Origin of the sequence: Corynebacterium uberis (assembly GCF_020616335.1) — a bacterium.
Lineage (GTDB): Bacteria > Actinomycetota > Actinomycetes > Mycobacteriales > Mycobacteriaceae > Corynebacterium > Corynebacterium uberis.
This window is the reverse complement of the sequence record NZ_CP085051.1, coordinates 866,121-883,497: the sequence shown is the minus strand read 5'-3', so window position 1 is coordinate 883,497 and position 17,377 is coordinate 866,121. Positions and strand designations below refer to the sequence as shown.

At 66.3% G+C, this 17,377-nt stretch carries 13 protein-coding genes, 1 tRNA gene and 1 pseudogene; 7 read left to right on the top strand and 8 right to left on the bottom strand.

Annotation, left to right across the window (positions count from 1 at the left end):
* Nucleotides 1-38 precede the first annotated feature (38 nt).
* Nucleotides 39-1,847: a BCCT family transporter gene (locus tag LH390_RS04105; protein ID WP_227282503.1), complete on the bottom strand. Its 1,809-nt coding sequence runs from the start codon at nucleotides 1,845-1,847 to the stop codon at nucleotides 39-41.
* Nucleotides 1,848-1,913: 66 nt separating this feature from the next.
* A complete protein-coding gene (locus tag LH390_RS04100) occupies nucleotides 1,914-3,122 on the bottom strand; it encodes an MFS transporter (RefSeq protein ID WP_227282504.1) in 1,209 nt (402 codons plus the stop codon).
* A gap of 148 nt (nucleotides 3,123-3,270) precedes the next feature.
* Between LH390_RS04100 and LH390_RS04095 the strand changes: the two genes are divergently transcribed.
* The 4 genes from LH390_RS04095 (at nucleotide 3,271) to LH390_RS04080 (ending at nucleotide 5,805) form a co-directional block, all read left to right on the top strand.
* Nucleotides 3,271-4,326, top strand: a complete 1,056-nt coding sequence (locus tag LH390_RS04095) for a lipoate--protein ligase family protein (protein WP_227282505.1) — start codon at nucleotides 3,271-3,273, stop codon at nucleotides 4,324-4,326.
* 111 nt (nucleotides 4,327-4,437) lie between these two features.
* Nucleotides 4,438-4,929: a hypothetical protein gene (locus LH390_RS04090; RefSeq protein ID WP_227282506.1), complete on the top strand. Its 492-nt coding sequence runs from the start codon at nucleotides 4,438-4,440 to the stop codon at nucleotides 4,927-4,929.
* 3 nt (nucleotides 4,930-4,932) lie between these two features.
* Complete coding sequence (locus tag LH390_RS04085; protein WP_227282507.1) at nucleotides 4,933-5,349, top strand: hypothetical protein; 417 nt, start codon at nucleotides 4,933-4,935, stop codon at nucleotides 5,347-5,349.
* 6 nt (nucleotides 5,350-5,355) lie between these two features.
* Nucleotides 5,356-5,805, top strand: coding sequence for a hypothetical protein (locus LH390_RS04080; RefSeq protein WP_227282508.1), 450 nt, complete (start codon nucleotides 5,356-5,358; stop codon nucleotides 5,803-5,805).
* Here LH390_RS04080 and LH390_RS04075 read toward each other — a convergent pair.
* The 3 genes from LH390_RS04075 to LH390_RS04065 all read right to left on the bottom strand — a co-directional run bounded on the left by LH390_RS04075 (nucleotide 5,802) and on the right by LH390_RS04065 (nucleotide 8,951).
* Entirely contained in the window at nucleotides 5,802-7,484 is a 1,683-nt protein-coding gene (locus LH390_RS04075; RefSeq protein WP_227282509.1) for a SelB domain-containing protein, read from the bottom strand. The genes LH390_RS04080 and LH390_RS04075 overlap by 4 nt on opposite strands.
* Nucleotides 7,472-8,746 (bottom strand): L-seryl-tRNA(Sec) selenium transferase, encoded by a 1,275-nt coding sequence (gene selA, locus LH390_RS04070; protein WP_274709681.1) that lies wholly within the window; start codon nucleotides 8,744-8,746, stop codon nucleotides 7,472-7,474. The genes LH390_RS04075 and selA overlap by 13 nt, the downstream gene beginning before the upstream one ends.
* Nucleotides 8,747-8,856: 110 nt before the next feature.
* Nucleotides 8,857-8,951 (bottom strand) — tRNA-Sec (locus tag LH390_RS04065).
* Nucleotides 8,952-9,004: 53 nt separating this feature from the next.
* On the opposite strand from LH390_RS04065, the gene LH390_RS04060 reads away from it, so the two are divergent.
* Nucleotides 9,005-9,850 (top strand): hypothetical protein, encoded by an 846-nt coding sequence (locus LH390_RS04060; RefSeq protein WP_227282510.1) that lies wholly within the window; start codon nucleotides 9,005-9,007, stop codon nucleotides 9,848-9,850.
* Between the two features lie 585 nt (nucleotides 9,851-10,435).
* Nucleotides 10,436-11,446: a selenide, water dikinase SelD gene (selD, locus tag LH390_RS04055; protein ID WP_227282511.1), complete on the top strand. Its 1,011-nt coding sequence runs from the start codon at nucleotides 10,436-10,438 to the stop codon at nucleotides 11,444-11,446.
* Here the strand turns inward: selD and nrfD are convergent.
* The 3 genes and pseudogenes from nrfD to fdnG form a co-directional block, all read right to left on the bottom strand.
* Complete coding sequence (gene nrfD, locus LH390_RS04050) at nucleotides 11,443-12,498, bottom strand: NrfD/PsrC family molybdoenzyme membrane anchor subunit (RefSeq protein WP_227282512.1); 1,056 nt, start codon at nucleotides 12,496-12,498, stop codon at nucleotides 11,443-11,445. The genes selD and nrfD overlap by 4 nt on opposite strands.
* Nucleotides 12,495-13,517 carry a 4Fe-4S dicluster domain-containing protein gene (locus LH390_RS04045; protein WP_227282513.1) on the bottom strand — a complete coding sequence of 341 codons (1,023 nt, stop codon included), beginning with the start codon at nucleotides 13,515-13,517 and terminating at the stop codon, nucleotides 12,495-12,497. Before LH390_RS04045 ends, nrfD begins: the two co-directional genes overlap by 4 nt.
* Before the next feature lie 126 nt (nucleotides 13,518-13,643).
* Nucleotides 13,644-16,826 (bottom strand): annotated as a pseudogene (gene fdnG / locus LH390_RS04040) (formate dehydrogenase-N subunit alpha); the annotation flags it as partial.
* A gap of 163 nt (nucleotides 16,827-16,989) precedes the next feature.
* Here fdnG and LH390_RS04035 point away from each other — a divergent pair.
* Nucleotides 16,990-17,292, top strand: a complete 303-nt coding sequence (locus tag LH390_RS04035) for an antibiotic biosynthesis monooxygenase family protein (RefSeq protein ID WP_227282514.1) — start codon at nucleotides 16,990-16,992, stop codon at nucleotides 17,290-17,292.
* Nucleotides 17,293-17,377 lie beyond the last annotated feature (85 nt).

Here is a 17,377-nt window from a genome sequence, read left to right as displayed (position 1 = left end):
ATTGCACCGGGTACCCGTGTGGCTTTCAAAGCTACCAGCTACGTACCGGGATGTGATTCATCCGGTGGGTCCGCAGGCGCCACATACCAGTCCATGACCTGCTCATTGTCTGCATCAAAGTGGGAGCCAACGGCGTAGTCATCATCATGGGTGGGCTCGATGGCCAGGGTGAAGTTGTCACCGTGCTCGCGCACCCCGCGCACCACCGCTTTGGCTATGGCCTGTTGTTGGAAGGTGGTGCGAATCGACTGCGGATCATGGCGCAGCTCTTTAAACAGCGCGACCATCATGGCCACCAGCACCACCGCAAACGGCAGCGCGGTGATGGTGATGAGGTTTTGCAAGCCCTGCAATGCGTTGGATGAACCGGTCAACAAAATCACCACCGCAATGCCTGCCATGCACACCGCCCAAAACGCGGTGACCATCCGCCGCGGCTTGGGGTTTCCCTGCTGGGAGAGCTGCGAATTGACCAGGGAGGCAGAATCCGCCGTGGTGATAAAGAACACCGCCAGCATGACGATGAGCAACGGGGCCACCAGGTGGCCACCCGGCAGGTGATCCAGCACGGTGAACACGATCTGCTCCGGGGCGGGAAGCTTACCGCCCGGCGCGATATCCCCGGTGGAGCGCTGCAACCAAATGGTGGTGCCACCCAGGATGCTGAACGCCAAAATGATGATCGTCGACGGGATAAACAGCACCCCAAAGATGAACTGGCGGATAGTCCGGCCGCGAGAAATCTTGGCCACGAACACCCCTACGAAGGGAGACCAGGACACCCACCACGCCCAGTAGAACGTGGTCCAGCTGGACAAGAACTCCTGCATGTCCTCGCCCTGCCCCATGTTTGCCGCCAGCATCTGCGGCATGGAGCCCACATAATCCACGATGACCGCCGGGATCATGTTGGCCAGAAAGGCGGTGGGGCCCACAATAAAGAAGAACAGCGCCAGCCCCACGGCCAGCACCAGGTTGATGTTGGACAGCCACTGGATGCCCTTGTTCACACCGGATACCGCCGAGAAGATGGTGCCCACCGTCAGCACCACAATGATCCCGATGGCCAGCGCATTGCCTGCTGGCGACCAGCCGGTGACCACCTCCACACCGTGGGAGATCTGGAGAGCACCGATGCCCAGCGAGGCGGCAGTACCGAAGAGCGTGGCGACGATGGCCATGGCGTCGATAAGCCGTGAGGCCACCGGGCGGGTCCCCCACAGCGGCGTAAGAATAGAGCTCATCAAAGGCACGCGGCCGCGCCGGTAGGACACATAGCCCACCGCCAGGCCCACCACCGCATAAATCGCCCACGCATTAATCCCCCAATGCAGCGCCGACTGGGACAGCGCCCCCAGCACCGCCCGCTGCGTCTCCGGCTCGTAGGCACCCGGGCGCGGCGAAAGGTAGTAGGTCAGCGGCTCGAAGGGGCCAAAGAAAATGATGCCAATGCCAATGCCGGCGGCAAAGAGCATGGCCGCCCAGGACAAGGTGGAGTACTCCGGCTTCTCCCCATCCCGACCCAGCGGAATGGCCCCGTAGCGCGATACCGCCAGCAGCACCAGCACTACCGCCGCCACCACTGCCAACGTGGTAAACACCCACCCTAGGTTGACCATCACCCAGTGCAGGACGGACGTTGATAGCGCGAGCACCTGATCCGGGCTCATCACCCCCCAGACCACAAACGCGATGATCACCCCGCCCACACCCACCACAATGGGCCTATCAATCCGGAAGTGAATGCGCAGGTCATCGACGGAGACCCCGGGAACCAACGCAGGATGGATGCGGCGCGGCAGGTTGACCTCCCGCAGGAAGGAAGAGGCGCGGTCTCTTTTACTCATAGCGCCTACCTTAGGCCCAGGCGAAGCGCCGTGAGCCCCAAACACCCGGTCAGCCGTGCACAGCGCCTAGCCCCGCTGCGCTTGGCCTCCGAGCACGACCCCGGCCGGCGAGAAATACGCCGGGCGCCACCACAGCAGCACCCCAACGCCCACGCATAACCCCGCGGCCACCCACGGCAAGCTCCCAGAGCCGTAGGCTCCCGACAGCACGCCACCAACAGCCCCTCCCAGACCAACCCCGCTGTTAAAGACCGTGACAAAGAAGGACTGCGCCATATCGGCCTGCTCCCCCGCCCGCGCGGCCAGCGCCGTCTGCATGACCGTGGGCGCCCCGCCGAAGCCCACGCCCCAGACGATCACCCCGCCGATCAACCCCCACGGGCTGCCCGCCGCCACGCAGATCAGCCCCAGACCGCAGATCAATGCGGCCCCGCAGGCTACGGCGGTGGCATACAGGTGGGCGTCCACCACCGCGGCGGTGGCAAAGATCCCCACCGAGGCCGCCACGCCGAAGGCCAGCAGCACCGCATCCACGCTCACCGGCGCTCCCGCGTCCCGGGTCACTGGCGCGATGTAGGTATAGACGATGTTGTGGGCGCAGATCCACCCCGCCAACGCCACCAGCACGGCTGGTACCCCGCGCACCCGCAGCACTCCGGCCAGCAGTTTCAGCCCCGGCGCGCCACCAGTCATGCCGCGCCGGGGCGGGACGGTCACTCCAATCCAGATGGCCAGCCCCGCGGCGATGGCAGACAGTGCCACGAACACGCCCCTCCAGCCCAAAAACTGGCTGGCCCACGCGCCCAGCGGCACACCGAATGCCAGCGCGATGGGCTGGCCAAAGCTCACCCAGGCCAGGGCGCGGCCGGCCTTGTCCGGGGTGACCAGGCTGCGCGCATAGTTGGCCACCAGGCCCCACACCACGCCGCCGGCCATGCCCGCGATGAACCGGGAGACAAAGCCCACGCCAACAACGGTGGTCATGGCCGTCAGGGCGTTGAAGGCGGCGAGGAATCCCACCGCGGTGACCAAGAGCGCACGCCGGGGCATGGCCCGGGTCACCGTCATCACGGGAATGGCGGCGACGACGGACCCAAACGCGTAAGCAGTAAGGAATTGGCCAACCACCGCCGTGGAGGTGCCAAAGCTCAAGGCCATATCCAACAGCAGACCGGAGGGCACGTTCTCGGTCATGATGGCGATGAACGCCGCGAAGGACAGTCCCGTGAGCTTGAGGTATGGGAAAGGGGCGTGCGGGCTCAGCTCGGTGGACATGTGCGCTTTCTAGTCGAACACGAAGGGCTGTCGGGGACAGTCGCGGACGAACCTCCACGCTAACGCACGGCCCCTTTGGTCCCGCTCACCAGGCAGCGATGACACGACGCTAAAGCAGACACCCCCACGGGGCGCTACCTTCGTAGGTATGCCTGATCATCATTTTGAACGAAAGGTCCCCGGCGGCAAGCTCGTCGTCGCCGACATCACCGACGACGGCTCCCACATCACCGCCGCCAGCATCTCCGGAGACTTCTTCTTAGAGCCCGAAGAAGCCTTCCACGCCCTCAACGCCGCGCTCGTCGGCGCGCCCGTCACCGCGGACACCGACACCCTAGAAAAGCTTCTCGACGCCGCCCTCACCCGCTGCGAGGGCACCGCCCTGCACGGCTTTTCTACCCGCGACATCGCCCAGGTCACCCGTCGCGCGCTCCTCGACGCCACGGACTTAACCGACCTCGAATGGACCGTCTACCGCCCCGGCCCCCTGCCCACCCCGCTCAACGTGGCTCTCGACGAACACCTGTTAAGCCAGGTACCCCAGCGCGGGGCGATGCTGCGGTTCTGGGAGTGGCACGACCGCGCCGTCGTCTTCGGCTCCTACCAGTCCTACCGCAACGAGTTGAACCAAGAAGGCGTGGAGCGCCACGGGATCACCCCGGTGCGCCGCATCTCCGGCGGCGGGGCCATGTTCATGGAGGGCGGCAACTGCGTCACCTATTCCCTCTACGTCCCGGAATCCGCCGTCGCGGGGTTGAGCTACGTGGAATCCTACGAATACTTGGACCAGTGGGTCATCGCTGGGCTGCGCTCCCTGGGCGTCAACGCCTGGTACGTGCCCATCAATGACATCACCTCTGACGGCGGCAAGATCGGCGGGGCCGCCCAAAAGCGGGTCAAGGGCGCGGTGCTCCACCACACCACCATGAGCTATGACATCAACGCCGAAAAGATGTCGGAGGTCCTGCGGGTGGGCAAGGTCAAGCTGGCAGACAAGGGCATCCGCTCTGCCGCCAAGCGCGTGGACCCGTTGCGTCGCCAGACGGGCGTGCCGCGCGAGCAGGTCATCGACGCCCTGCTTGACACCTTTACCTCCCGTTACCCCGCCACCATGGCCGAGCTGCCCCAAGCGGATATCGACGCCGCCCAACACCTCGTGGACACCAAGTTCGGCACCCCCGAGTGGACCCACCGCGTCCCCTAGGGTCGTCGGCACGTCGATACAGGTTGCAATCCGATAACAGCTATTGCCTTGTGCCACGGGAGGCCATTAGGTTGGGGTTACACGCCAGAAGACCCTGGAAGGTCGCAGCTCATGCCCCAGACACCAGCCCCACGCCCTACCCCAGCACCCGATTCCTCCGCGGCGACACGGCACCGCAACCTGCTGGCCGCCGGCGCCTCTTTCTTGTTTTCTTTGCTGGTGTTCTGGGCGGGGTGGTGCACCGCAGAAGGCGTGCGTGCTGGCCTCGACCCACAGCTTGACGAGCCCTTAGGGATGGAAGCCTCCTCCCTGCCGTACTACCTGGGGATCATCGGCGTGGGCATCGCCACAGCGTTGCTCTTTATCCTGGTGGCCTTCCTTTTGGTCGCCGGATGGCGCACCCGCGTCTTCCTCACCGGCGTGCGCATCCTGGTGTGGGCCTGCCTACTCATCGTGGCGGGCTCCACCGTCTGGTTCATCGCCCGTACAGATCTTTTCAATATCGTCGGCGTCCTCGGCGTCGCCTTTTCCCTCACCGGAGCGGTCACGCTGCTGGCCATCTGCCGCAGCATCGCCCGCGAGCTTTCCACACAAGGAGACTGACCCATGACCACCAAAATCCTTCCCACCATCACCGCCGCAGCGGCGGGCCTGCTCCTCTTGGCCATCACCGTCGCTGCCGTCCTGACTGCCGGAGCGGAGGTCGACTACGTCACCGGCATTCCCGGCGCCGGCCTGCCCTTCCAGGTAGCCTTCGGCTGTGCCGGAGTGGCGGCTGCCCTGCTGGCCTTCTACGTGGCATACAGCTTTGCCACCACCTGGTCCACCGACAAGGTGCTGCGCGCCGTGGACATCACCGCATGGTTCGCCCTGGCTTGCGGCGTCGTTGCGGCCGCCTGGTTCCAGCTGCACACCCACTGGGGTGCTGACTTCCGCATCCTGCTCGCCCTGCTGTGCACCGTCATCGCCGCAGCCACCATTCACTGGGCCCGCCAGCGCGTCACCCCCCAGCTGAAGAGCTAAAACCCGATGAAAATGCTCAAGGCCACGGTGTCCGTCCTCACCGGACTGTTCATCCTGGGGATGACGCTGGTCGCCGCAATTTCCTTCTACAACGAATTCAGTGGCCCAGACCTCCCAGAAGGCAGCGGCTACCCCTTTGCCACCGGAATCTGCGGAGCCGGGATAGCCATCGCCCTGCTGTTCTGGTTCGTGGCCTACCTCTTTGCCAGCTCCTGGTCCACCAGGAAGTTCGCCCGCGCACTCCAAGCGACCGTGTGGTTTTGCCTGGTGTGTGTCATAGGATCCTGCGTCTGGTTCATCGTGGTCACCGACCTGTTCCACATCGCCGGGGTCTTCGGACTAGGCATGGGGCTGTGCGGCGCGCTGACGGTGCACTGGGGCTGCCAACACCTCATCGCCCAGGCGACTGATCCGCGCGCGACCGCGCATCCCGGCACCGAGCACGTCACCGCCTAGCGCACCGTGCGCACGTTGCCATCCCACCGGGTCAGGCCTTGCCCATCCAGGTATTCCAGGAGGGGCACCGCCACGCGGCGGGTGGTATCTAGCGCCTTGCGCGCCTGGCTGAGCGTAAATGGCTGCTCCAGCTTTGCCAGGATGGCGGCGGCGCGGCGTGGGGCGTCGGGAAGCAGGATCACCTCGCCGGGAAGGCGCAGCAGGCGCCCTGCCTGGGCGGCGGCGGCCAGCTGGCGGGGGCCCAGCTTGAGTTCGGCAAGCTCGTCGGCCTCGGGGGCAGCAAAGGGCTCATCATCCAGCCAGCCCTCAACGGTGGCTACCGCCTTCTCCGCCCCACCGAGATCAACCTTGGCCCCAGGCTTGCGGATGAGCCCACCAGAAGTTTCTAGTCCGGCGGCGGCCACGAGGGCGTCGATAAGCTCCTCCGGGACGTGCAGCGAGCCGCGCGAAACCGCGGGATTGAGCGGATCGGCAGCTGCGACGGCCTGCTGGGCGCGGACCACCCACCCATCGAAAGTACCCGGGTCAATCCACCACCCGGCCTCATCGCGCGCATGGTGCGGGGCGCCGAACCCCAGGCGCAGGAAATCCGCATGGCGCACCGCGCCGCGGCGGGCCACCTCCCCATCGGCACTCAGGCCTGCAGCCAACTGCGCACCCCGGCGCGCCGCCGCACCCCGGCGGGCAAGCTCCGGGGGCTCCACATCCGCCACCTCCACCCCGGCGACGATCCCCCCGCCCGGGGCGCGCAGGACCAACCGGTCGCCGTGGCGCAGCGGCACCGCAGACTCCAACACCAGACGCGCATGATTCCCAAGGGGGCGCAGCCGGGCCTGAATCTCCGCGGTGCCCACGTGCACCACCAGGTGTTCTGGTGCCTGATCAATGCTGCCGAAAACCACCCGGGCGTCCACGCACCGGGTAAACACCCACTGATCCGGGCGCACCAGCACGTGGCCGCGGTGTGGGCTGCCGCCACGCAGGTTCAGCGCCACCCGGGCCACCGGATCAGCACTGTCTACCTGCTGGTTTTCGCTCTGAATGCCGCGCACCGTAACAGCGTGGGGGCGGTGACCATCGTGCCACACCAGCTGATCGCCCGCCGCCACGTGCGCGCACTCCAGCGTTCCGGTGACCACCGTTCCCGCGCCCTTGACGCTAAAGCAGCGGTCCACCCAGTAGCGCAACGGGCGGCGCGGCGGCTGCGGCACCACCTCGCGCAGGGCCGCACGCAGCTCCTCGATGCCCGCGCCGGTCTTCGCGCTGACCCGGACGATGGGGGCATCGGCCAACCCGGTGCCCGCGAACTCCTCACGGATAGGGTCCAAGTCCGCATCCGGGGCCAGATCAGACTTAGTCACGGCGATAACCCCGTGGGAAATCCCCAGCGCGGCGATCGCATCCCGGTGATCCGCCGACTGGCGCTGCCAACCCTCATCGGCGGCCACCACGAACAGCACCACGCTCGCCGGTCCCAAGCCCGCCAACGTGTTGGACAAGAAGCGCTCGTGGCCGGGAACATCCACGAAGGCAAGGTCGCCCGCCCACACGAAGCCCAAGTCAATGGTCAGCCCGCGGCGGCGCTCCTCCTCCCAGCGGTCCGGCTCCATGCCGGTCAAGGCGCGGACCAGCGCGGACTTGCCGTGGTCGACGTGCCCGGCGGTGGCTATGACGTGCATGAGTCCTCGGCCTTTCTCGCTGGCGCCTGGCCTGGTTGCGCCTGGCGCGCCTGCCGAGCCTGCGCCTGCCGAGCCTGCGCCTCGCGCGCCTTGTCGATCAACCCAGCCAGGCGCTCATCGTCCTCCGCGGGGATGCACCGCAGGTCCACCAGGCACTCGCCATCGCGCACCCGCGGGAGCACGCCTAAGGCCCGCAAGTGCGTGGCCAGCCCCTGGTCCAGCGCGACCGCCCAACCCGGCAGCGGAACCTCCGGGGCACCGCCGCCGCCCACGCGCCCCTGGTGTTCCACCACGCGGGCGCCCAGCCGGGCGGCCAGGGCTTCGGTTCGGGCGCGGGTATCGGCACGCAGGTAGCCGGCCACCAGGCTGCCGCCGCGCACCGTGGCCTCTAGCGCGGCCAGGCGCAGCTTATCCATCCGCAGCGCGCGGGCCAGCGGGTGCTTCTTCGCCCGCCGAATCACCTCCGCGCGGCCCAGCATCAGTCCGGCTTGCGGCCCGCCAAGCAGCTTGTCACCGCTGGCAATAACCACGTCGGCACCGGCGCGCAGCGCCGAATCAATGTCCGGCTCCTCCGGCAGCACTGCGTCCGGGCGCAGCAGCCCGGAGCCCACATCCACGATGAGCAGCTGGCCGTGGGCATCAGCAATCTCACGCAGCTGCTCCACATCCACGGAGGCGGTAAAGCCACGCACCACGTAATTCGAAGGGTGTACCTTCAGAATCGCCGAAGCACCAGGGACCACATAATCCTGCGGGTGCGTACGATTCGTCGCCCCCACCTCGCGCAGCCGCACCCCAGTCGACTCGATCAGCTCCGGCAGCCGAAACCCCGCCCCAATCTCAATGAGCTCCCCGCGCGAGATCACCACCTCACCGCCCGCCAGGGCCGTGGCCAGCAGCAACGCCGCCGCACCATTGTTGACCACCAGCGCATCCTCAGCCGCCGGGCACGCCTGCAGCAGCGCCTCGCGCGCCCCCGCACCTCGATTCGACGAGCGCGTGCCGGAGGCCAGATCCAACTCCACATCGGTGTAGCCGGCGGCGTCGATAAGCGCCTGACGTGCGGAAGGAGACAACGGTGCGCGCCCCAGATTCGTATGCACCACCACACCCGTGGCGTTGAGCACCCTGCTTATCGACGCCCCCTCCCCCAGCCGCGCGCGCACCCGCGCCGCAACCTCCTCCGGAGCAATCCGACCCGCCCGCGCCGCAGCCTGCGCCTCATGAATCACCGACCGCAACGCGCTAGGACTCACCCCCAACCCCTCACCCAAAGGCAACAGCGAATCCGTGCTAGGAATCCTTCGCCGCGGATCACTACACACCTTCGCGCCCCTCACCTGACCTAGAAAAATAGAAAACTTAGGAAAACTGGCGGAGACGGACGGGAATCGAACCCGCCAGACCGAGATACTCGGCCTCACCGGTTTTGAAGACCGGGGCGCCCACCAGGACACGTACGCCTCCGGGCAAAAATACTAGCAGGGAACCCCGCAGGCCCGAGAGGAGTCCACAAGACTATGAAGACTGAAACCCTCGAAACCGCTACCTTCGAGCCAACGGACCTAGCCCCTCCGTTTCCCGATCCCACCGCCACGCTGCGCCTGCACCACCCTGCCGCGCAACTACGCGGCTTCGCCTGGCTCCACCACGCCGGCTACCACCTGCCAATCACCACGTGGACCCCCGTCGCCGCCCTACCCGCCCCCGCGCGACGGCGCCTCATCCCCGGCGCCGGGCTGCTCATCCGCCGCAACCCCACCACCATGGACGCCGCCCAAGCAGTCTGCGACCTCGCCGAAATCCCCCACCAATGGCCCGGCTGCCTGCACCTCCCGCGCGATCGTGCGGCACGCCTCGCCCACCTGCGCGCCTTGGACAACGAACTCGTCGCCGTCCTCGACACCCTCACCCGCCAAAACCCCACCCTCCTGGCCCTCCTGCGCCGCCACCCCCGCATCAACGCCACCCGGCCCATCGACCTACGACGTGCACTAACACTCGCCGACCCGCGTGCCGAATCCCGCCCCGAAACACTCCTACGCCTACGCGCCCACGCCGCCGGCTTCACCGCCCTGACACCCCAAGTCCGCGTCACCACCCCCACCGGCATCTACTACATCGACCTCGGCGACGCCTACCACCAAGTCGGCGCCGAATACCAAAGCCACCACCACTTCACCGCCCACGGCCGAGAACGCGACGCCCAACGAATGAACGCCCTGCGCAACGCCGGATGGCGCATCACCGAAGTCACCTCCAACGCACTGTTCCGCCCAGAAGCGTGGGCGCGCATCGAAGAAGACATCCGCGCCAACTACGACCACGCGCACTGGGAGCGCGACTGGCGGTGGGACCGCCGCTAAGCCTGCGCGGAGCGCGGGGCGGGGCGCGGGGCGTGGGTTCCCCCGGTGAGCCCTCCCGGGCGCGGCTCTCCTGGGGCTTCCTGCACCCCTCTCCTGCACCGTGTGACTGGTGGGGTTTACAGAGTGCGCAAATCACCCCCGAAAAGGCGCGTTTTCACCCCCGAACACGTACTCACCCAGTCACACCAGTCACACGGTGCAGGAGGAGCCGGGGCGACGAGGAGTTCCGCGTGCCGCGGTACGCCCGCGCTTATCGACGTCCCGCCCCCACCACCGAGCACGCCCCCGCACCGCCGCTGCGAACAAGGCGCCCGCGGTGGTTTCTCCGTCCAGGCACTGAGCAGCGCCTCTCCGTAGGGACTTCCTGCACCGTGTGACTGGTGGGGTTTACAGAGTGCACAAAACACCCCCGAAAACGCGCGTTTTTACCCCCAAACACGCACTCACCCAGTCACACCAGTCACACGGTGCAGGGGACGACAGTGCAGGGGCGACAGTGCAGGGGGCACCGGGCGCGACAGTGCAGGGGGCACCGGGCGCGACGGGGCGGGGGCGCGGTCGCCAACCCGGGTAGCCTCGGGAGGCATGAGCACTCAGCACGATCCCCTTCGCCTCACTCAATTCGCCGCCGGCGGCGGCTGCGCCTGCAAAATCCCGCCGGGCCAGTTGGAAGACACGGTCAAGGATCTGGTGGGCATGCAGGATCCGAATGTCATCGTCGGCCTGGATGATGGCGACGATGCTGCGGCCGTACGCATCAACGGCATCAGTGGCAGCGGCGACCTGGCCGTCATTTCGACGACGGACTTCTTCACCCCCGTGGTCGATGACCCGTATGACTGGGGTCGCATTGCGGCCACGAATGCGCTGTCGGATATTTACGCGATGGGCGGCACGCCGCTGACCACGATCAATATTGTGGGTTGGCCGCAGGATGTGTTGCCGTTGACGGTGCTGCGTGAGGTGTTGCGTGGGGGAATGGATGTGGCGTCGGATGCTGGTATTGCGGTGACGGGCGGCCATTCCATTAAGGCGCCGGAGCCGTTTTATGGGATGGCGGCGACGGGCCTGGTCGATCCGGCGAAGCTGATGCGTAACGACGCCGCCGCCCCCGGCCTGCCGATCACCCTGACCAAGCCGCTCGGCGTGGGCATTTTGAACAATCGGCACAAGAAGACCGGGGAGGTTTTCCCGGAGGCGATTGCCACGATGACCACGCTGAATCGGGATGCGGCGCGCGCTGCGGTCGCTGCGGGGGCGAAGGCCGCTACGGATGTGACGGGCTTTGGCCTGCTGGGCCACTTGTACAAGATGCTGCGCGCCTCGCAGGTCAGCGCGACCATCGACCACGCGAAGGTTCCGCTTATCGACGCCGCCGTCACCGCCGTGCACGAGGGCTTCATCCCGGGCGGTTCGCGCTCGAACTTCGACTGGGTAAGCCCCCATGTGGAGTCAGACCTGGACTTCGAGTCCTTGATTCTGCTGGCCGATGCGCAGACTTCTGGTGGCCTGCTGGTCATTGGCGAGGTACCAGGCTACCCGGTCATCGGTCAGACCACCGTGGCCGACGGGGAGCCAACCATCACCGTGGTCTAGCCGGCGGTGGTGATCGAATCGCCGGTGGTGCCCGCCTGCTGGCGCTTGGCCAGCCGACGCAGCTGCGGCTCTATGGTGTAGCGGGGGTCCTTGGCGGCTTCGAGCCCGGCGTGCAGCACGCCGAAGCGGGTCAGCGCCGAGCCGGCCATGAGCGCCAGCCCGGAGACCACGCCCACGGCCCGGTGCCGGGCCAGCAGGGCCCCTACCCCGCCGAGGGCGACCATCCGTTCGGACCATTTGAGCAGCTTGCCGGGGGTGCCGGTGTGCAGCGGCTCGGCAGCCGTGGGGTCCATGTTGTCTTCCATGATTTTGGTGGCCGCAAGGTCGCAGGCCGCGCCGGCGGCGGCAAGGGCGCGCACGGGACCGGTCTCCGTCACCGGCGTGGTCACCAGGGCCAGCCCGGAGGCGGCCAGGGTGGCGGAGGAAACGAACACGTAGGGCAGGTGGTCTTTGGCGCCGTTCCAGGTGGGGTTGGAGGTATCGGCAAACAGGACGGCGGTGTAGACGGCCAGCGGGGAGCCCAGCAGCGCGGAGCCCACGCCGGCGGGGCCGGCGGCCTTGTGCAGCAGGGTGCGCAGGAACCCGGGCAGCGGGAGGCGCTGGCCGGTGAGATCATCGATCTCCGGCAGGGCCGCCAGGCCGGCGAGGGAGGCAAAGCCGCCGAGGATCCAGGACCCCATGTTCATCGGCGAGGAGAGCTTGAACACGCGGAACATGTTGAGCAGCCGCTCCGGCCGGCCGAGGTCAACGATGAGCGCGACAGAGCCTACCGACGCCGCGGTGAACGCCGAGAGGCGCGCGTTGCGCCGCAGGAGGCGGCGTCGAGAAGCGTGTGCACCCAGCGCCAACAGGGACGATCCCCCGGCCACGCCGCCGAGGAAAAGGTAGACGCCGATGGGCGACTCCCACGGCGGGGCCTTGACCACGGGGCGGCCGTAGTAGGAGTCGAACTGCATGCGCGGCACCATGGAGGCCTCGAAGGATCCCTCGGCGCGCTTGCCCTTCTTCCGCGGGCCCTGCGGCGGACGGTAGGAGTCAAACTGATTGGTCACTTGCGGCCTCCGATCAGGAATGCGGCCGCGCACGCGCCCACCATGCCGGCTGCGGCTTTCAGCGCGGTGCGCGCCATGGCGGGCAGGTCGGCGGTGGGCACCCGTGGATCCGGCGGCAGGCCGTAGACCTCGGGGGCGTCGAGAAGCAAGAAGATGGACCCCGTGCCGCCGACACCATCTTCCGGGTTGGCGCCGTAGAGGCGTGCCTCCGGGTAGCCCTGGGCGTGCAGCTCGGCGACGCGGGCGCGGGCGCGCTCCAGCAGCTCATCGTGGTCGCCGTATTGGATGGACTCCGTGGGGCAGGCCTTCGCGCACGCGGGCATCTGGCCGTCCTTGAGGCGGTCATAACACAGCGTGCACTTCTGGGCCACGCCCACGTTCTTGATCGGCGCCTGCTCACCCGGGGTGAAGTCATGGCCACCGCGCTCAGCACGCACATTGACGCCGCCGTCGGTGCGCCGCTCGATGACCCCGAAGGGGCAGCCAGCCACGCACGTACCGCACCCATTGCACACATCATCCTGAACCACCACGGTGCCAAACTCCGAGCGCATGAGCGCACCGGTAGGGCACACGTCCAGGCAACCGGCGTTGGTGCAGTGCTTGCACACGTCCGAAGACATCAGCCACCGGAAATCCGGGGTCTGGGGCGGGGCCGTGGAGGCGGCAGGCCGGCTCGCAGCCTCGTCTGCCGGGGTCTCCCCTGGCTTAGTGGGCATGCTGGGCATGCTGGGCATACCCAGGCCGATGAGCTTGCGCCCCGACTCCTGAGCCTGCTCGATGCGCTCCTTGGTCTGCTCCACGAAGGCGACGTGCCGCCACGTGTCCGCACCCAACGCGCCCGTGTTGTCATAGGAGTGCCCGGTGAGCGAATAGCCCTCCACAGGGTTGCGGTTCCATTCCTTACAGGCGACCTCGCAGGCCTTGCAGCCAATGCAGATCGAGGTGTCCGTAAAGAACCCCTTGCGCGTGGTGTAGCCCACGTGTCGCGGGGATTCGGTGAGGAAACTGCTAGTCACCGCTTATGCATCTCCGTTCTTGGCGGTTGCGCCGTGGGTGGTGGGCATCTCTGGACGACCCACCTCAGACTGATCCTGCTGCGGGCCCTGGCCGGCGCCCTCGCCCGCCTCCTCGGAGGCCTCCAAATCCTCCTTGGACACCGTAACCAGGCGGTTGCCGGTGGCCGTGGTCAGGCCCGCGGCCTCCTGGTAGGCGCGCACCAGATCCACCAACTCCTTGCCGTGAGGGCGCCGGCCCGCACGGATGTCACAGGCGCCCACCTTGGAGGCCTGGATAGAGGTGTTGGGGTCCAAGGTGATGCCCAGCAGGTCATTCGGGCTATCGCCGGTCACCGCGGTGGTATCGGACTGCCCAAAGTGGTACGGCAGACCAATCTGCTCATACTCGCGTCCGCCCACCTTCATGGTGGTGATGCGGTCAGAGACCAACACTCGGGCCTCAATGGCCGCACGCGGCGAGACGATTGTTGCCCAGCCGCCGTTTTCCAGGCCCCGCTGGCGCGCCAATGTGGGCGAGACTTCGCAGAACAGCTCCGGCTGCAGCTCCGCCAGGAACGGCAGTCGTCGGCTCATCGCCCCGGAGGTGTAGTGCTCCGTCAACCTGTAGGTAGAAAACGCGAACGGGTAGACTTCCGCGCCCGGCTCGCCGGCAGTCGGCGCCGAGAGGTTGTCCTCATGCGGGAACGTCAACCGCGTCGGCGATTGCTGCTGGTCATAGAGCAGGTTGGGCATGGGAGATTCCTGCGGCTCATAGTGGGTGGGCATCGGCCCGTCCACCATGCCCGTGGGTGCGAAGAGCCAGCCCTTGCCGTCGGGCTGCATGACAAAGGCGTCCGAGCCGGCCAGCGCGGCCGGGCCCACGGCGTCCGGCTCCGGAACAAAGTCCGGGGGCGTGGTCGCCGGGAAGTCCGGGACGTCATCGCCGACCCACCGGCGCTGCTCCTCGTCCCACCAGATGTACTTCTTGCGCTCCGACCACGGCTTGCCCTCCGGGTCCGCCGAGGCACGGTTGTACAGCATCTTGCGGTTGAGCGGCCACACCCAGCCCCACTCGTCGGCCGAGCGAGGTCGCTTGAGCATGGAGCGGTTGATGCCGTCAGCGAAGACGCCGGAGTAGATCCAGCAGCCGCCGGAGGTAGACCCGTCCGCCTTCATAGCCAGGTAGTTGGGCAGCAGCTCCCCGGCGTGCTCGCCGGTGAGGTAGTAGCCGTTGATCTCCTTGAGCACGTTTTCGGCGATGACCTCGCCGCGGTCATCCACGGGATAGTCCCACGTCATGTTCAGTAGCGCGCGGTCGCGCGGGTCCGTGGACCCGGCCAGCCGCTCCCGGATCTTGCAGCCCAGGCGGTGGAAGAAGTCCAACTCGCTTTCCGCGTCTCCTGGCGGTTCGACCGCCTGGAAGCGCCACTGGAGCATGCGCTGCGTCTGGGTGAACGTGCCGGATTTTTCCACGTGGTTGGCCGCGGGCAGATAGAACACCTCGGTGGCAATGTCCTCGGTGGCCATGTCCCCGCGCTTGATTTCGGGGGAATCCTTCCAGAACGTCGCGGTTTCAATGAGCTGGAAGTCCCGGATGACCATCCATTTCAGGTGTGACAGTGCCATGCGCTGCAGCCGGCCATGCGATTGTGCCACGGCCGGGTTTTGGCCGAACACAAAGTAGCCGTCCACCTTATCGGCGAGCATGTTTTGCAGCGTGTGGTACGTCGACTGCGGGCCGGTGAGTTTGGGTAAGAAGTCATACCCAAAGCCGTTGGCTTCGGTGGCGGCGTCACCGAAGTAGGCCTTCAGCAGACTCACCGCATAGGTGTCGCCGAGCTGCCAGAAGCCCTTTTGGTCCGGGGCGTTGACGTTTGCCAGGTATTCCTTAAACGTCGGCTCCTTGGTGGTGGGCATGGGCAGATATCCCGGCAGCAGGTTAAACAGCGTGGGAATGTCCGTGGAGCCCTGAATGGAGGCGTGCCCGCGCAGCGCCATGATGCCGGAGCCGGGGCGTCCGATATTGCCCATGAGCAACTGCAAAATGGCCGAGGTGCGAATGAATTGCGCACCCAGGGTGTGCTGGGTCCAGCCCAGGGCGTAGGCCATGCACGTGGTGCGTTCGCGCCCGGAGTTTTCCACGATGGAATCCGCCAGGTATTGGAAGTCCTCCGGCGGGATGCCGCAGATTTCTTCCACCATTTCCGGGGTGTAGCGCGAGTAGTGGCGCTTGAGAATCTGGAAGACCGTGTTGGGGTCTTGCAGCGTCTCATCGCGCTCGACGTTCCACTGCGCGGCGTCCGGGCCCAGGCCCTTGGCGGGCTCGTAGCCCCAGGTTTCAAAGTCGTACTTTCCGGTCTCCGGGTCGTAGCCGGAGAAGATTCCGTCGAGGTCTTCGGTGTCCTCAAAATCACGATTAATGATCGTTGAGGCGTTGGTATAGGCCAGGACGTAGTCGTGGAAGTAGTACTCGTTATCCAGGACGTACTTAATCAACGCGCCGAGCAGCACCACGTCCGTGCCACCACGGATAGCAATGTGCTTGTGTGCCACCGCGGAGGTGCGGGTAAAGCGCGGATCCACATGGATAATCTTCGCACCACGACGCTTTGCTTCGATGACCCATTGGAAGCCCACGGGGTGGGCCTCTGCCATGTTTGATCCTTGGATCAGAATGAGGTCAGCATTCGCCATATCCTGCAGCGGCTGAGTTGCGCCGCCACGGCCAAAGGAGGATCCCAAACTGGGAACCGTGGCAGAGTGTCATATGCGGGCCTGGTTTTCCAGCTGAATTGCCCCTGCGGCGGTAAAGAGTTTCTTAATGAGGTAGTTTTCCTCATTGTCCAGCGTCGCTCCGCCCAGTCCGGCGATGCCCATGGTGCGGTTGACACGATTGCCGTATTCGTCGAAGTCCTGCCAGCCCTTGCGCCGGGCTTCCACGAAGCGGTCAGCGATCATGTCGGTGGCCGTGTCCAGGTCAATCTTTTGCCATTCGGTGGCGTGCGGCGCGCGGTAGAGCACGTCGGTGCACCGGGACGCGGAGTTGACCAGCTGCTCGGAGGCTGAGCCCTTGGGACACAGGCGGCCGCGGGAGATCGGCGAATCTGGGTCGCCCTCGATCTGGATGACGCGCTCGTCTTTGACGTATACGCGTTGGCCACAGCCCACGGCGCAGAAGGGACAGACGGATTGCACGACCCGGTCCGCGTGGGCGTTGCGGGGAGTGAGGGTGCGGGATTTGCGGGAGCGGGTGTTTTCATCCCGGCCAAACGCGTCACCAGCGCGCAACTGGCGCAGAACTGGCCAGTTGAGAGGACTGAGAGCAGACATAATCATCAAGATTAGTACCCAAATAGTACGTTTGTCATATTACCGGTTCGCGTAAAACCGCAGGTAAGGATAGCCTCCCGCTTGTCGACGCCCCCTTCCCCTCACCCTTGGGCACGCGTACTGTGGGGTGGGTAATCCTCACCTCACCGAAACGGAGGCACTCATGAGCTACGTCAGCATTACTGAGCTTTCTTTCCCTGCCGGGGCGGAAGCTGAGATCGAGCAGCGCTTTGCCGCGCGGAAAAAGGCCGTGGACACCGCCCCCGGCTTTGAGTCCTTTGAGCTGTTGCGCCCGGCCAAGGATGCGGACACGTACCTAGTGATCACCCGCTGGCGCAGCGCCGAGGATCTGCACGCCTGGCTGGACGCCACGGCCGAGGCCCATGCCGCCAAGGCGCAGGCGGCTAAGGAGTCCGGCTCCGGGATGGCTGTCACCCCGCGGGAGTACGAGCCCGTCGAGCTGTAGGTGACCCCGTCCGGGGGTGGTGAGTCGAATAACTTAATGCATTTAGTATTAGAGTAGGCTCAGCAGCACATCCCACCCCTGGACG

Excerpts from the sequence above, each read along its gene's own strand:
- LH390_RS04105 (WP_227282503.1), bottom strand. The coding sequence starts at position 1,847 with ATGAGTAAAAGAGACCGCGCCTCTTCCTTCCTGCGGGAGGTCAACCTG.
- LH390_RS04100 (WP_227282504.1), bottom strand. The coding sequence starts at position 3,122 with ATGTCCACCGAGCTGAGCCCGCACGCCCCTTTCCCATACCTCAAGCTC.
- LH390_RS04095 (WP_227282505.1), top strand. The coding sequence starts at position 3,271 with ATGCCTGATCATCATTTTGAACGAAAGGTCCCCGGCGGCAAGCTCGTC.
- LH390_RS04090 (WP_227282506.1), top strand. The coding sequence starts at position 4,438 with ATGCCCCAGACACCAGCCCCACGCCCTACCCCAGCACCCGATTCCTCC.
- LH390_RS04085 (WP_227282507.1), top strand. The coding sequence starts at position 4,933 with ATGACCACCAAAATCCTTCCCACCATCACCGCCGCAGCGGCGGGCCTG.
- LH390_RS04080 (WP_227282508.1), top strand. The coding sequence starts at position 5,356 with ATGAAAATGCTCAAGGCCACGGTGTCCGTCCTCACCGGACTGTTCATC.
- LH390_RS04075 (WP_227282509.1), bottom strand. The coding sequence starts at position 7,484 with ATGCACGTCATAGCCACCGCCGGGCACGTCGACCACGGCAAGTCCGCG.
- LH390_RS04060 (WP_227282510.1), top strand. The coding sequence starts at position 9,005 with ATGAAGACTGAAACCCTCGAAACCGCTACCTTCGAGCCAACGGACCTA.
- selD (WP_227282511.1), top strand. The coding sequence starts at position 10,436 with ATGAGCACTCAGCACGATCCCCTTCGCCTCACTCAATTCGCCGCCGGC.
- LH390_RS04035 (WP_227282514.1), top strand. The coding sequence starts at position 16,990 with ATGAGCTACGTCAGCATTACTGAGCTTTCTTTCCCTGCCGGGGCGGAA.